The sequence below is a fragment of the Pseudomonas sp. Y5-11 genome (genome assembly GCF_022368695.1).
Taxonomy (GTDB): Bacteria; Pseudomonadota; Gammaproteobacteria; order Pseudomonadales; family Pseudomonadaceae; genus Aquipseudomonas; species Aquipseudomonas parakoreensis.
In genome coordinates, this window is record NZ_CP058974.1 from 3,153,799 (window position 1) to 3,168,098 (window position 14,300).

The 14,300-nt window shown below is 62.5% G+C and carries 12 protein-coding genes; 9 read left to right on the forward strand and 3 right to left on the reverse strand.

The window, feature by feature from the left end; all coding sequences use genetic code 11:
- The first annotated feature begins 45 nt into the window (after positions 1–45).
- The gene (locus HXW87_RS14055) at positions 46–1,437 is read left to right on the forward strand and encodes an FAD-dependent oxidoreductase (RefSeq protein WP_121184721.1); all 1,392 of its coding nucleotides are present in this window, start codon (positions 46–48) and stop codon (positions 1,435–1,437) included.
- An 821-nt stretch (positions 1,438–2,258) separates the two neighbouring features.
- Here HXW87_RS14055 and tssI read toward each other — a convergent pair.
- The gene (tssI, locus tag HXW87_RS14060; RefSeq protein WP_239779094.1) at positions 2,259–3,644 is read right to left on the reverse strand and encodes a type VI secretion system tip protein TssI/VgrG; all 1,386 of its coding nucleotides are present in this window, start codon (positions 3,642–3,644) and stop codon (positions 2,259–2,261) included.
- Between the two features lie 221 nt (positions 3,645–3,865).
- Here tssI and HXW87_RS14065 point away from each other — a divergent pair, with 221 nt between their 5' ends.
- Positions 3,866–4,570 carry a YebC/PmpR family DNA-binding transcriptional regulator gene (locus HXW87_RS14065; protein ID WP_027614601.1) on the forward strand — a complete coding sequence of 235 codons (705 nt, stop codon included), beginning with the start codon at positions 3,866–3,868 and terminating at the stop codon, positions 4,568–4,570.
- Between the two features lie 124 nt (positions 4,571–4,694).
- On the opposite strand, the gene HXW87_RS14070 is transcribed toward HXW87_RS14065, so the two are convergent.
- Together HXW87_RS14070 and zapE are read right to left on the reverse strand one after the other, a co-directional pair.
- On the reverse strand, positions 4,695–6,008 hold the full coding sequence (locus tag HXW87_RS14070; protein ID WP_239779095.1) for a leucine-rich repeat-containing protein kinase family protein: 1,314 nt from the start codon (positions 6,006–6,008) through the stop codon (positions 4,695–4,697).
- 213 nt (positions 6,009–6,221) lie between these two features.
- A complete protein-coding gene (gene zapE, locus HXW87_RS14075; RefSeq protein WP_239779096.1) occupies positions 6,222–7,343 on the reverse strand; it encodes a cell division protein ZapE in 1,122 nt (373 codons plus the stop codon).
- Positions 7,344–7,628: 285 nt separating this feature from the next.
- Here zapE and HXW87_RS14080 point away from each other — a divergent pair, with 285 nt between their 5' ends.
- The 7 genes from HXW87_RS14080 to HXW87_RS14110 all read left to right on the forward strand — a co-directional run bounded on the left by HXW87_RS14080 (position 7,629) and on the right by HXW87_RS14110 (position 14,241).
- Positions 7,629–8,150, forward strand: a complete 522-nt coding sequence (locus HXW87_RS14080; protein WP_239779097.1) for a spore coat U domain-containing protein — start codon at positions 7,629–7,631, stop codon at positions 8,148–8,150.
- A 105-nt stretch (positions 8,151–8,255) separates the two neighbouring features.
- Positions 8,256–8,789 carry a spore coat U domain-containing protein gene (locus HXW87_RS14085; RefSeq protein WP_041068745.1) on the forward strand — a complete coding sequence of 178 codons (534 nt, stop codon included), beginning with the start codon at positions 8,256–8,258 and terminating at the stop codon, positions 8,787–8,789.
- 19 nt (positions 8,790–8,808) lie between these two features.
- Positions 8,809–9,345 (forward strand): spore coat U domain-containing protein, encoded by a 537-nt coding sequence (locus HXW87_RS14090; protein ID WP_007961145.1) that lies wholly within the window; start codon positions 8,809–8,811, stop codon positions 9,343–9,345.
- Between the two features lie 4 nt (positions 9,346–9,349).
- The gene (locus HXW87_RS14095) at positions 9,350–9,850 is read left to right on the forward strand and encodes a spore coat U domain-containing protein (protein ID WP_239779098.1); all 501 of its coding nucleotides are present in this window, start codon (positions 9,350–9,352) and stop codon (positions 9,848–9,850) included.
- A gap of 34 nt (positions 9,851–9,884) precedes the next feature.
- Positions 9,885–10,673 (forward strand): molecular chaperone, encoded by a 789-nt coding sequence (locus HXW87_RS14100; RefSeq protein WP_121184731.1) that lies wholly within the window; start codon positions 9,885–9,887, stop codon positions 10,671–10,673.
- 242 nt (positions 10,674–10,915) lie between these two features.
- Entirely contained in the window at positions 10,916–13,273 is a 2,358-nt protein-coding gene (locus HXW87_RS14105) for a fimbria/pilus outer membrane usher protein (RefSeq protein ID WP_095666975.1), read from the forward strand.
- Entirely contained in the window at positions 13,270–14,241 is a 972-nt protein-coding gene (locus HXW87_RS14110; protein ID WP_108182290.1) for a spore coat U domain-containing protein, read from the forward strand. The genes HXW87_RS14105 and HXW87_RS14110 overlap by 4 nt, the downstream gene beginning before the upstream one ends.
- Positions 14,242–14,300: the final 59 nt, after the last annotated feature.

Below are 14,300 nucleotides of genomic sequence, written 5' to 3' on the forward strand. Positions count from 1 at the left end.
GTGCTCGCGGCAGGCTGTGTCGTGGCCATCTGACTGGAGAATCCCATGCGACCTTTTTGGCTCGAACAAGCCTTGCAGGCCGACCCATCCCCGACGTGCCCGCCGCTGCAAGGCGAAGTGCGCACCGACGTGTGCATCGTCGGCGGTGGCTACACCGGGTTGTGGACGGCGATCATGCTCAAGCAGCAGAACCCTGAGCTCGACGTGCTGATGATCGAAGCCGACATCTGCGGCGCCGGTGCCAGTGGGCGCAATGGTGGTTGCGCGTTGTCGTGGTCGGCCAAGTATTTCACCCTCGAGCGCCTGTTCGGTGTCGAGGAGGCAGTGCGCCTGGTCAAGGAATCCGAGCGCAGCATCCACGCCATCGGCGAATTCTGCGAACAGTACGGCGTCGATGCCGATTACCGCCTCGACGGCACGTTGTACACCGCCACCAACAAGGCGCAGGTCGGTTCGACCGACGCCGTGATCGCGGCGCTGGAGCGTAACGGCATCAACTCGTTCACCCAGCGTCCCGTGGCCGACGTACAGCGCATGGCCGGTTCCAGCCAACATCTGGAAGGCTGGTTCTCACCGGCAGCCGCCAGTGTGCAACCGGGCAAACTGGTGCGCGGCTTGCGCCGGGTGGCGTTGCAACTGGGCGTGAAGATCCACGAAAACACCGCGATGACCGGTCTGGAAGAGGGCCGCCCGGCGCGAATCCACACCGCCCATGGGCGCGTGATTGCCGACCGCGTGGTGCTGGCGATGAACGCGTGGATGGCCCGCGCGTTCCCACAATTCGAACGCAGCGTGGCGATCGTTTCCAGCGACATGCTGATCACCGAACCGCGCCCGGATCTGTTGCAGGAGATCGGTTTGACCAGTGGCGTCACTGTGCTCGACTCGCGGATTTTCGTGCACTACTACCACAACACCCCGGACGGCCGGATCATGCTTGGCAAGGGTGGCAACACCTTCGCGTTTGGCGGGCGGATGCTGCCGGTGTTCGATCAGCCATCGCCCTATGCGGATTTGCTCAGGCGCAGCCTTGGGGCGTTTTTTCCGGCGTTTGCCGAGGTCAAGGTGGATGCGACCTGGAACGGGCCGTCGGATCGTTCGGTGACCGGGTTGCCGTTTTTTGGGCAGATGAGCGCCAGTGGCAATGTGTTCTATGGCTTTGGTTATTCCGGCAGTGGCGTCGGGCCGTGTCACATGGGCGGGCAGATTCTTGCCTCGTTGGTGCAGGGGCTCGATAACCCGTGGACCCGTTCGCCCTTGGTGAACGGGCCGTTGGGGTATTTTCCGCCGGAGCCGATTCGGTATCTGGGGTCGTTGATGGTGCGTAATGCGATTCGGCGCAAGGAGCGGGCTGAGGACCATGGGCGGCGGCCGCGGCATCTGGATGTGCGGTTGGCGAAGTTTGCGGCGGCGGCGGGGAAGGCTGACAAGGGGTGAATGGTGGCTTTGATTTATGGGGACATATCCGTTGCTGCGGTAACGGCGGCTTATGGTTTCGCTCTTACAGCGACTCCCTTTGGCAAACGCCCCAAAGGAAGCAAAGGTCTTGGCCCCGGCGTACGGCCCTCGCTTAGGCTCGGGTTCCTTCGTTACGGGGTTCATCCGGGGGCATCGCCTACGGTTTGCTTCGCTGCACCTCCTCTCGATGCGTTTGGCTACGCCAAACGGTCGCTGCGCTCCCACCCCCGGATAAACCCCTCCACTCAGCCTGCCGATGGGGCCGGCACGGCAAGATCAAGAGCTACAGCCGAGCTAACGCTCATCCTGTTGAGTGGTGAAAAGCATGCGGTCTGCCTGGACTGCTTTGCTTTTCTGTGGAAACGAGCCTGCCAGCGATGGCGGCCTGACAGCCGACCAGTCTCCAGCTGCCAGCACCCATTCCCACTGTGGGAGCGAGCCTGCTCGCGAAGACGGCCTGACAGCCGACCAAATCTCCAACTGCCCACACCCAATCCACCTGTGGGAGCTGGCTTGCCAGCGATGGCGGCCTGACAGCCGACCAGTCTCCAGCTGCCAGCACCCAGTCCCACTGGGGGAGCGAGCCTGCTCGCGAAGACGGCCTGACAGCCGACCAAATCTCCAACTGCCCACACCCAATCCACCTGTGGGAGCTGGCTTGCCAGCGATGGCGGCCTGACAGCCGACCCACCTCCCACTGCTCACATCCAATCCAACTGCAGGAGTTAGCCTGCTCGTGATAGCAACCTCCCGGCCAACCACTTTCCGGCAGCTGTACTCAATTCCAATGTCTGGGATGCTTACGGATCGGCCCCGTGGAGCAGCCAGTCGAGCAACAGGCTGTCGTCGCGCGGTGGTGGCGTTTCGTTCGGTGGCGCCGGGCGTGGATGGGCGAGGCAGAGGATCGGTCGATCCGGGTCGCTGTCGAGGAAGCTCACCCACACCTCACTGCCGGCGCGGGGCAGTTGGTGGGGGGCGAGGCGGCCGGCGCCGGTCAGCGCGATCGGCAGCCACAGGCACGCAGACTCGGCTGTCTGAGTCGGCCACAGGCTGACGCCGATGCGCCCGCGATCATCCAGTGGCGCTGGCTGGCCAGGCGAACCCAGCACTCGTGCCAGGTGATAGCCGCCGATGTTCAGGCGCGGCTGCGCCAAGGGCGGGCGAAAATCGGTCGACCAGGGCAGGGCGGTGAAATCGTTGTGATAGCGATGCGCGTCCGTTGTCGGATCGAGGATCGAGGGGTGCTGGCCTTGATGCTGCAATTCGGTGATCAGCCATTGCTCGTTGAACGCGTTGATCGGATGCTCGCTGATCTGCAGCAGATGTCCGCTGCGCAGTGCGCTGCAATCGCTGCGCCCGCGAATCGTGCGCGACTGGCAGCGCTGGCGCTGCAGATGACGCCGGCTGCGTTGTTCGGTGTGACGCTGCTCGCTCGACAGGTTCAGCGGTGTGAGCGCAGGTACGGGGTGGTTGGCCGCGTCGGCGCTGATGACTGCCTGGCCCCGGTTTCGAATGCCGGGCGCGGCCATGACCGGTGTCGCGTCATGGCGCTGTAACAGCGTGCTGATGCGCGGTGATGGCGTGTCGTCGGTCACGGCAAACGGCACTGCCAGCGGTTCTTGCGGCAGGCTCAGGTTGTCATCGGCAAATACCACCACATGCCCGTCCGGGCGATGTTCGAAGTGATAGTGAATGCCTTCCTGCTCACACAGACGGTGAAGGAAGGCCAGGTCGCTCTCCTCGTATTGCAGGAAAAATTCCCGTGGTGGGTAGTGGCCGACGCTCATTTCGATCCGGTAACTGTCGGCTGGCAGTTCATGCTCTTCGAGCAGTTGCGCAAGGATCGCCGGCACGCTCGCTTGCACGAAGACCCGACGCTGCGGCGACTGTGCCAGACGTTGCAGGTGCGGCACCAGCGTCAATCGGTAGCCAATGCGGTGGCTGGCGCGATGCTCACAACTGACACTGTGGATCAGGCCGTGAATGCCGTGAGCGTCGCCCAGACGCAGGAACGCCGGTTGCCGCAGCAGGCTGCCCGGCGCCAAGGCCGGGGCCAGGGCGATCACTTCAATCTCGAAACGAAACGGCTGATTGAGTGCTTCCTTGCCACTGAAACGCAGGACCGGCAGGCACAGTGGGCCGTCGGTCAGGGTCAGGGTGAACGGGCTTTGCTGGTCATTGAGCATTCATACGGGCTCTGTGGGGCAATACGGACGGCAGAGGGTACGAAAACCCGAGCATTAATGGTCGTGGCTGGTGGGCTTTTCAGAATCGCCCTACAAGTCGCGGTGAAGATGTCGATTCAACAAAGAATTTTTTTGGTCGATTGCCGACTTTAGGCCGTATAAACTTGGCGCCACGCGTCGGCCAATAGATGTCTCGGCGCCACAGATCAAGAGAGTGAGTAATGGGCGCACAGTGGAAGGTTAAACACAAAGAAGCGGCAGCCAACGCCAAGGGCAAGATCTTCGGCAAACTGGTGAAAGAAATCACCATCGCTGCCCGCAACGGTGCCGATACCGCCACCAACGCACACCTGCGTCTGGTGGTCGAACAGGCCAAGAAAGCCTCGATGCCCAAGGAAACCCTGGACCGTGCCATCAAGAAAGGCGCTGGCTTGCTGGGCGAAACCGTGCAATACCACCGTGTGACGTACGAAGGTTTCGCACCGCATCAGGTTCCGTTGATCGTCGAGTGCGTGACCGACAACATCAACCGCACCGTCGCGGAAATCCGCGTGGCGTTCCGCAAGGGCCAACTGGGCGCATCCGGTTCGGTGGCCTGGGACTTCAACCACGTCGGCATGATCGAAGCTTCGCCGGACACCCCGGACGCCGACCCGGAAATGGCCGCGATCGAGGCCGGTGCCCAGGACTTTGAGCCGGGTGAAGAGGGCGCGACCCTGTTCCTGACCGATCCGACTGACCTCGATGCCGTCCAGAAAGCCCTGCCTGAGCAAGGTTTCACGGTGTTGTCGGCGAAACTCGGCTACCAGCCGAAGAACCCGGTCAGCGGCCTGAGCGCCGAGCAGATGGCTGAAGTTGAAGCGTTCCTGGAAGGCCTCGACAACCACGATGACGTGCAGGACATGTTTGTCGGTCTGGCGGGCTGATTTGTTACAAAGATAAGCTGTGGCGAGGGAGCTTGCTCCCGCTCGGCTGCGCAGCAGTCGTTGTTTTTGGGACGGCTTTGCCGTCCAGCGGGAGCAAGCTCCCTCGCCACAGGATTTGTGTCAGTCACAGCTTTTCCAGCACCTCGATCACTTCGCCAAATCCCGGCCGCGTCAGCACATCCGGCTGACAGCAACGCTGTTCCAGCGCTTGCAGCATCTCGCGCCGCTCGGCACTCAGCCCTGAGTCGATGCGCGCCAGCAATTCCCCCAGCAAAACCCCGAACGCCCGCACTTCGATACGTTGCAGCGCCCGGGTTTCCAGATTATCCGTGGTGGCATGGAACGATGCCGCGCCAAAATCCCCCAGCAAGCAATCGCCCTGATCGTTCAACAGAATGTTGTGGCCGTAGAGGTCGCCGTGGGTGATGCCCTGTTGATGCAAGTGTTCGGCTGCCGAAGCGATGCCCTTGGCAATGTTCAGCGCCACTTCGGCACTGAAGCGGCAATCTTCGGCATACACATCCCGCGAGCAGCTCGCCAGGCTCGGCAATGCCGCCAGATTGCGAAAGCTCGGGTCGATCAGTTGCATCACCAACCCGTGTTGCCCGTCAGGATGACCGTGAATACGGCCTTCCACGCGGATCAGGTTCGGGTGCAGGCCGGCGGTGATGCAGGCGTTCATCTCGTGCAGCGGCGAACCGTCGCTGGTCATCTCGCCTTTGTATAGCTTCACCGCGACCGGCACCGACGAGTCTGCGCTACGTTGCCACTGTGCCCGGGAAATCACCCCGGAAGCGCCTTCGCCCAAACGCTGTTGCAGACGCAGCGTCGACCAGTCGATCAGCGGCGTGGCCTCCAGCGCGGCGGCGTCGGCTTCGGTTTCCAGCGGATTGCCGGCATACGCCAGCCAGGTCAGGCTCGGCAGGGTCAGCAGCCACTGCGGCAGTTCACGCAACTGGTTGGCCGCGATGCGGATCAGCTCCAGACGGTGGCACTGGCTCATCGACGCCGGCAGCGCTTGCAGGCGATTGCCGGCCAGCAGCAGTTTTTGCAGGTACGGGCGCTCGCCCAGTTCGCTGGGCAGGGTGTCGATGCAGTTGTCGGTCAGGATCAACCAGCGCAGCAGCGGCGGCAATGCAGCGCCCGGCACGTGGCGGATGCGGTTGGCCTTGAAGCCGATCATCGTCAGCGCTGCACATTGGCCGACGCACTCCGGCACCTCGGTAAAGTGGTTGTCCGAGCAGAACAGAATGCGCATGCGGGTCAGCCGATGCAGGTCGTCTGGCAGGCTGCTCAAGGCATTGCCGCTGAGGTTGAGCACCTCCAGCGTATCGGCCAGCTCGAAAATTTCCCGGGGGAACTCGGTCAGGCCACAGGACAGGTCCAGCCGGGTAATGCCCGACAACTCGCCGGCGCGCAATTGAGCAAGGGTGTGCATGTGCAGGTTCACTATCAAATGAAGAAGCGCCGGGCGCTCGGAATGGGCGACATGATAACGGCAAAGCCGGGATTTGCACTGAAGAACACTCTGATCCACTGTGGGAGCGAGCTTGCTCGCGAAGGCGTCCTGTCAGTCAGTGATTCGTCACTGACACTCCGCTTTCGCGAGCAAGCTCGCTCCCACAGTGGTAATCGGTGGTGATTAATGGGATCAGTGGATTTCCTGCAACTGCCCCAGACGGCTGCGGGTGCGGGCCAGATCGATGGCGTCGCCGCTCAGGGTCTCGCGCAGCGGCAGGCGGCTGAGCAGGGTCAGGTGTTTGTCCTGGTCGTAGAGCACGTCGATCAGGTTGATGAAGCGCTGTTGCGCGGCGATCGAGCGTTCGTCCAGTTCCGGCAGGTCGTCGATGATCCACTGGTCGAAACGCCGACACAGTTCCAGATAATCCATCACCGCCGTCGGTTGCTCGCACAAATCGTTGAAGCTGAAAGCCACCCGGCGACCCTCGCACAGGCGTGCCTGAATGTGGCGGCTGCCCACCGGCAGAGCCATGGCTGGCGCACCCTCGGGCGGCAGATTCAGCGCCTGGCGCTGGAGCGCTGTGGCCGGCCACACATAATGGCCTTGAGTGAAGACCTGGTGCGCATGATTGCTCGCCTGACTGCGGTAATCGTGGGGGCCGCCGACCTCCATCACGTGCATGCGTGCGTTGATCAAGTCGATCACCGGTTTGAAACGCGCGTGATAGAGCGGGTTGGGCAGCAAGCCCTCCGGCGGATAATTGGAGGTCACCAGCAACACAATGCCGCGCTGAAACAAGGCCTTGAACAGCCGGGTAATGAGCATGGCATCGCCGATGTCATGCACATGAAATTCGTCGAAACACAGCACCCGGCAGTCGTGTAACAGTTCATCGAGGGTGACGCCGAGGGCATCGTTCTGTTCGCGATGCTCGAACATGCCCTGATGCAATCGGGCGAAGAATTCATGGAAATGCACGCGCTGTTTCTGCGCGGTGGGCAGGGCCTGAAAAAAGCCTTCGAGCAGCCAGCTCTTGCCGCGTCCGACCGCACCATGCAGGTACAGACTCGGCGGCGTTTGCGGCCTGGCACCGAACAACAGGCTGGCCTGTTGTGCCATGCAATCGATCACCCTCTGCTGGCTGTGGCTGAGGGTGTAACCCTGGCTGTGAGCCTTATGCCGGAAGCATTCGTGGATCGAGCGGGCAGTGGCGTCATGCCCGGCACTGGCTGGCCGGCCCTTGGCGAACCAGCGGCGCAGCGCCGACCAGCGTTGGGTCAGTGGCGATCGTTTGGGCGCTCGAGAGGGCACAGTGCAGTCACTCCGTAGTCATCAGGCCGGCGCCCGGGAGCGCGGCGCCGTAGTGTAACCAGAGGCGGCGTCAGGCTCCATGGCGGCTTGTCGACAATGGGCGATTACTGAACAACATTGTGTGGAACGTACAGCTATTTGCAGCGATGTAATTCGTTGTATTGCCAACCTTTCGAAACATATCCCGGAAGATCCATGGATCCAATCGACTGGCGGATTCGTCGACTGTTGCTAACCTGAAACACAGTAACGTCATCCGAATGTTCCCTGCCAAGGAATGGGACCGTGATTGCACGTGTGGTGTTGGGCCTGCTCGGGATACTTGGGAGCGCGGTATATGCGGCGGATCTTCAGGTTGAAGTCCGCGTTGACGTGATGCGTGGTTGCCAATTGATCGGCCAGCAGCGCGAGGCGGGTATCGAACAACTGGGCGTGCTGGATTTCGGCAGCACCGCGCGCCTCGATGATCCGGCCGGGCCCTTGGGCGCGGCGCTGACCAACCACCGGTTGCCACGCCTGGAGTGCAACCCCGACACACCTTATCAGTTGCGTGTCGACGGTGGCCTGCACGGCGGCGTCGGTGAGGTTCGCTACATGGCGGGAGCGGCCGGGAGCAAGCCTATTCCGTACCACCTGTATCAGGACGCGGCGCGCCGTGTGCCGTTGGTGGTGGACGTACCGGTCAGCGGTCGGGTGCCGGACAGCGGCACCGTGGAGCTGCCGCTGTATGCGCGGATCGAGCGTCTGGCCCAGGTACCACAGGTCGGGCATTATTCGGATCTGGTGAAGGTCACCGTGACCTGGTAAGTGCAGGATTTCAGGCAATCCGCTGGAGGCGGGCTGCGCAGGGAAGGGGCGTTCAATGTTGAACGCGGGAGACGCAAGCATCCTGAAGGAGTAGGGACGGACGCAATGACAGGCAAGCACTGGATGGTCATCGCCACGGGTACGCTGCTGTTGCTTGCTGACGACGCACAGGCGGCGATCAGTGGGCAGATCAACGCGCGACTGATCCTGATCGCCGGGTGCGAAGTCACCAACAGCGCCACCCCGGCGATCCCGGTGAGCAATCTGGGCACCCTTGATTTCGGTCAGCAGGGGCCGACCTGGACTTCGCCCATCAAGGCCAGTCTCGACGGTGACAGCAGCGGCAAGCTGAATGTGGCCTGCAATCCCTCGGTCACCGGTTTCACGGTCACCATCGACGGCGGTACCCACGGCGACGGCACCACCCGCCGCCTGAGCAACGGACGCCAGACCCTGCCTTATCAACTGTTCCTGGATGCCTCCGGCAGCCAACGCTACAGCATCGGCCAACAACACAATTTCGCTGTCACCAGCGGTGCGCAGATACCGATTCCGGTCTTTGGCACGGTGGTGGCGAATACCCGCGCGGTACCGGCAGGTGTCTATACCGACACGCTGACGGTGACGCTCGACTGGTAACCCGTAGAGGACGGACACCATGCGCACGTTTGCATCAAGGATAGGTTTGTCGTTGCTCGGCCTGACGCTGGTTTCCAGTGCCCACGCCGCCACCACGGTCACCGGCCAGATCACCGCCAGCCTGACCCTGATCAGCAGTTGTCAGGTCAATGGCGCCGGTGGCTCCACCGGGCTGAACTTCGGTGCACTGAACTTCGGTACTGCCAACAGCCTGTTTACCACTGCCAGCGGGCAGGTGTTGGGCGGTGGCGGCGGGGCGCTGTCGATTCTTTGCTCCAGCGGCACCACGCCGGTGGTCAAGGTGCGCGCCGGCGCCCACGACGGTCAATCGCCGGGCGGTGCACGTGCGTTGTACGACGGTGTCGCCAACTACGTGCCGTACGATTTCTATACCGATGCCGGGCATTCGCAGCTGCTGCCGATTGACGGCACGATCAACCTGGCGACCAGCACCGGCGTGGCGCAGACGGTGAATATTTATGGTCAGGCGGTGGGCAAGGCCGGGTTGCCGGCGGGGACGTACACCGACACCGTCGCTGTCGAACTGACGTTCTGATGCCATGCGCCGTCAGGGCTGTGCTGCGCTGCTCCTGCTCTGTGCGGGCAGTGTGCCGCTGCCGCTGGGGGCCGCCACCAGCCAGAGCTTTCAGGTCAGCGCCACCATAACCCCGGGGTGCCTGGTGGTGGGCGGTGTCTCGAATTACGGTGGGCTGAATTTCGGTACCAGTTCGGCTCTGGGTACCGGCACGGTGCAAGTGGCGCTGACCGGTGGCGTGCAGTTGCAATGCACACCGGGCGTGACGCTGAACATGAGCGTCGATGGCGGCCAGTACAACAGCAGCGGTCGGCATATGCAGCTCAACAGCGGCAGTGCGCGGGTGGCTTACACGCTGTTTCGCGATGCGGCTTACAGCCAGAGCCTGGGCATCAGTCAGAGCGTGGCGGTGGCTTACAGCGACGCGAACAACATCAGCCTGCCGATTTACGGGCAGGTGCAGTTGCCGGGCAATCAGCCTGGGGGGACGTACAGCGACGTGTTGCAGGTGCAACTGTCGTGGTGAGGCGACGTTTGAATGGCCGACAAGGAGCAGGTTCATGGGGGCAGTGACTTCACGGCATTCGATTGCGCAGTGCGTGATGCTGGCGCTGGTGATGCTTGGGGCTGGCAATGCGCAGGCCGCCAGTTCGGTGCTGATCTGGCCGATCGACCCGGTGCTGGAGGCCGATCAACAGGCCAGTGCGTTGTGGCTGGAGAACCGCGGCACGGAAACCGCCAACCTGCAGATCCGTGTATTCGGCTGGAGCCAGAGCGGCTTTGAAGAGCAATATCAGAACCAGCGCGACGTGATCGGCAGCCCGCCGGTGGCGAAGATCGAACCGGGCCAGAAACAGCTGGTGCGCCTGACCCGAACCAAGGATGTGCCGCCGGGACAGGAACTGGCTTACCGGATCATCATCGACGAAATACCTGGCGCTCAGCCACCGGCTGCCGAGGGCGGCAAAACGGCGGCGGCGATTCGCTTCCAGATGCGTTATTCGGTGCCGTTGTTTGCCTACGGCGCGGGGCTGTGGAGCAAGGAGGACAGCACGCGCCCGCGCGATCCCAAAGGCGTGGGGCTGCCGCAATTGAGCTGGCGCACGGTGGCGGTCGACGGCCGGCCGTATGTCGAAGTGCGCAATCAGGGCGCGGTGCATGCGCGGCTGACTGACGTGGCGATCAAACAGGGCGGGCAAAGCAAGCCGTTGGCCGAGGGCCTGTTGGGATACGTGCTGCCGGGGGCGGTGATGCGCTGGCCGGCACCGGGCCCCTTGGCGAGCGAGTCGGCGCTGCAGGTGCGGGTCAATGGCGGGGCGCAGGTGCAGAGCATTGCGCCGGAGCGCTGAAAAAGGAGCCATGCCGAGTGGACTTTTGTGGCGAGGGAGCTTGCTCCCGCTGTTGCGAAGCAGCCCCAAGCCGTGTCAGGTAGTCCGCTCAAACAGTTCTGACGACGGCTGCGCCGTCGAGCGGGAGCAAGCTCCCTCGCCACAATGATTACATCGTGTCGTCAAAATTCCAGAAAAAGATAACTGGCTTTGGCAATAGTGGCATCAGGAGGATTCAGTCCATTGACGGACGTAAAGCGTGTATGAGCTCAGGATGGGCTCGTCGTATTCAGCGTCCGTTGTGGCTGATGACTGGCGCGTGGTGCCTGATGGTCGTGCAACCCTCCGGGGCCGGCGAATTGCCGCCGCCTCCCAGCGGCATGGAGGCCGTCAGTGATGCACAGTTGTTTCTGGAGTTGGTGGTCAATCAGATGAACACCGGGCGGGTGGTGGCGGTACAGCAGCGTGACGGGCATCTGTTTCTGCCGGCCAGCGCTTTACGCGAAACCGGGATGAAACTGCCTGACGGTAGTGCTGACGAAGTCGATCTTGACGGCCTGCCGGGACTGCACAGCGAGTACGACAGTGTCGGTCAGCGCCTGCTGCTGGATGTTCCGCCGCAGTGGCTGCCGGACCAGTTCATTGGCAATCGCGAGAACTATCCGCGCACTCCGGCGCTGAGCAGCTTCGGTGCGCTGTTCAATTATGACCTGTACCTCAATGACACCGATGACGCCGGCACCTATCTGGCGGCCTGGAACGAGCTGCGGCTGTTCGACGGCTGGGGCACCCTGTCCAACACCGGGCAGTACCGGCGCACCTTGTCCGGCGATTCGCTCAGTACGCTGGACAACGGCTACCTGCGCTACGACACCACCTGGCGATACTCGGATGACGAGCGAATGCTCACCTACGAAGGCGGCGACGTGATCAGCGGTGCCTTGCCCTGGAGCAACTCCGTACGTCTGGGCGGTGTGCAGTTCTCGCGGGACTTTGCCGTGCGTCCGGATCTGGTGACCTATCCGTTGCCGCAGTTCGCCGGGGAAGCGGCGGTGCCGTCCTCGGTAGATCTGTTTATCAACGGCTACAAGTCCAGCAGCAACGACCTGCAACCGGGGCCGTATACCCTGACCAACATTCCGTTCATCAACGGCGCCGGCGAGGCGGTGGTGGTGACCACCGATGCGCTGGGGCGGCAGGTTTCGACGACGGTGCCGTTCTATGTCACCAGCAGTTTGCTGCAAAAAGGCCTGAGCGATTTTTCCGTGGCTGCCGGTACGTTGCGCCGCGATTACGGTTTGAAGGACTTCAGCTACGGCACCGGAGTCACCTCCGGCAGCCTGCGCTATGGCGTCAGTGACAGCTTTACCCTGGAAAGCCATGCCGAAGCGGCGGATTCGCTGACCCTCGGCGGCATCGGCGGCAACCTGCGCCTGGGCAATTTCGGCGTGCTCAACAGCGCCATCAGTCAGAGCCGTTTCGAAGGTGAGGGGGGCAACCAGTTCAGCCTCGGTTATCAGTACAGCAGCCAGCGCTACAGTTTTTCCTGGCAACGCTTGCAACGCCGCGACCAATACGCCGACCTGAGTGTGATCGACACGCCTTACATCAGCCTCAGCCGGCGCAGCGAGCAGGCGACCCTGAGTGTCAACCTCGACCGTTGGGGCAGCCTCGGTGCCGGCTATTTCGACGTGCGCGCGGCGGACGATTCGCGCACGCGCCTGCTCAACCTGAGCTGGAGCAAGCCGTTGTGGCGCAACAGCAGTTTCTACCTTTCGGCCAACCGCGAGATCGGCGACAGCCACTGGGCGGTGCAGGCGCAACTGGTGATTCCGTTCGATCTGCGCGGCAGCCTGGCAATCAGCAGCGAGCGCAGCAAGACCGGGCAGAGTCAGCAGCGGGTCAATTACAGTCGTTCGGTGCCGACCGAGGGCGGGGTCGGTTTCAATCTGGGCTACGCCGAGGGTGATGGCCCCGATTATCGTCAGGCCGACCTGACCTGGCGCCTGCAATCGGTGCAATTGCAGGCCGGGGTCTACGGCACTTCAGACGCCGAAACCCGTTGGGCCGATGCCAGTGGCTCGCTGGTGTGGATGGATCGCCAGGTGTTCGCGGCCAATCGTATCGACGATGCGTTTGTGGTGGTCAGTACCGACGGCTTTGCCGACATTCCAGTGCGATACGAAAACCAGCAGGTCGGTCAAACCGACAAGAACGGCCATCTGCTGGTGCCTTGGAGCAGCGCCTATTACCGCGGCAAATATGAAATCGATCCGCTGAACCTGCCCGCCAACGTGCGCAGCCCCAACGTCGAGCAGCGCATCGCCGTGCGCCGGGGCAGCGGGTATTTGCTGGAGTTTCCACTGAGTCGGGTGATCGCTGCGAGTATCGTGCTGGTGGACGCGCAGCAACGTGAACTGCCATTGGGCGCGGGCGTGTTGCACGAGCAAAGCGGGGCGCGCACGGTGGTTGGCTGGGATGGCCTGGTCTACCTGGAAAACCTGCAGGCACAGAACTCGTTGTTGGTGACGCTGGCAGACGGCAAGACCTGCAAGACGCGATTCGACGTGGATATGCAGCAAAGCCAGGTGCCGCTGATCGGCCCGTTGGTGTGTCAATGAGCGCGGCGCGGATTTGCCTGTGTCTGGCGCTGCTGCTGCCTGGGGCGGCACAGGCCTTGTGTTCGGTGGTCAGTACCACTGCGGCGGCGTTTGGTTCGATCAGTTCGATTGCCGTGCGCACCACGACGCAGCCCAGTTCCACGCTCAACGCCGGGTTGAGTTGTACGGGTTCGCTGCTGACCCTGCTGACCAGCAATGATCACTTTTACGCCACCATTACCTCGACCCAGAGCGGCTTGCTCGGGCCAACCGGCGATGTCATCGGCTACACGATCTACGCCAATAACAGCACCAGCTACCCGGTGACCCGTGGCACCGCTTTCGACTTCGCCCGCAACGGCATCATCGACGCCTTGGGGCTGCTCAACGGCACCACCCCGAAAACCGTGCCGCTGTACCTGAGCACGACCATTGGCAGCAACGTTGCCGCCGGGGTCTACACGGAAACCCTGAGTATTTTCTGGAACTGGAATTACTGCTCCGGGATCGGTGCCGGCAGTATTTGCCTGGGGCGCGACATCAACAGCGGTACGGCGACGTTGACGGTGAACCTGACCGTGTCCAACGACTGCACGATTACCGCGCCAAACATTGCCTTTGGCAGCGCGCCGGTGATCAGCGCCTTTACTCCGGTGACCGGGCAGACGATCAATCTGGCCTGCACCAAGGGCAGCGCCTACACCGTCGGTTTGAGCGACGGGCAGAACCCGGTCAGTGTCGGCGGTCGACGGCGGATGATTTCCGGGAGCAATTATCTGGCCTACGACATCTTCAAAAGCGCCGGGACTACTCGTTGGGGCAGTGTCGGCAGTGCGCGCCGGTCGAGCACTGACGCCGAGGTCAATCCAGGAAATGGTCTGGGCACCGGGAGCCAGATCTTCAATTACAACGCGAAAATCTACACCGACCAGACCACGCCGCCGGCGGGGACGTATCTGGACAATGTGGTGCTGGACGTGGGTTTCTGACCCATGCGATGACCCCCTGTGGGAGCGAGCTTGCTCGCGAAAGCGGTAGATCAGCCACC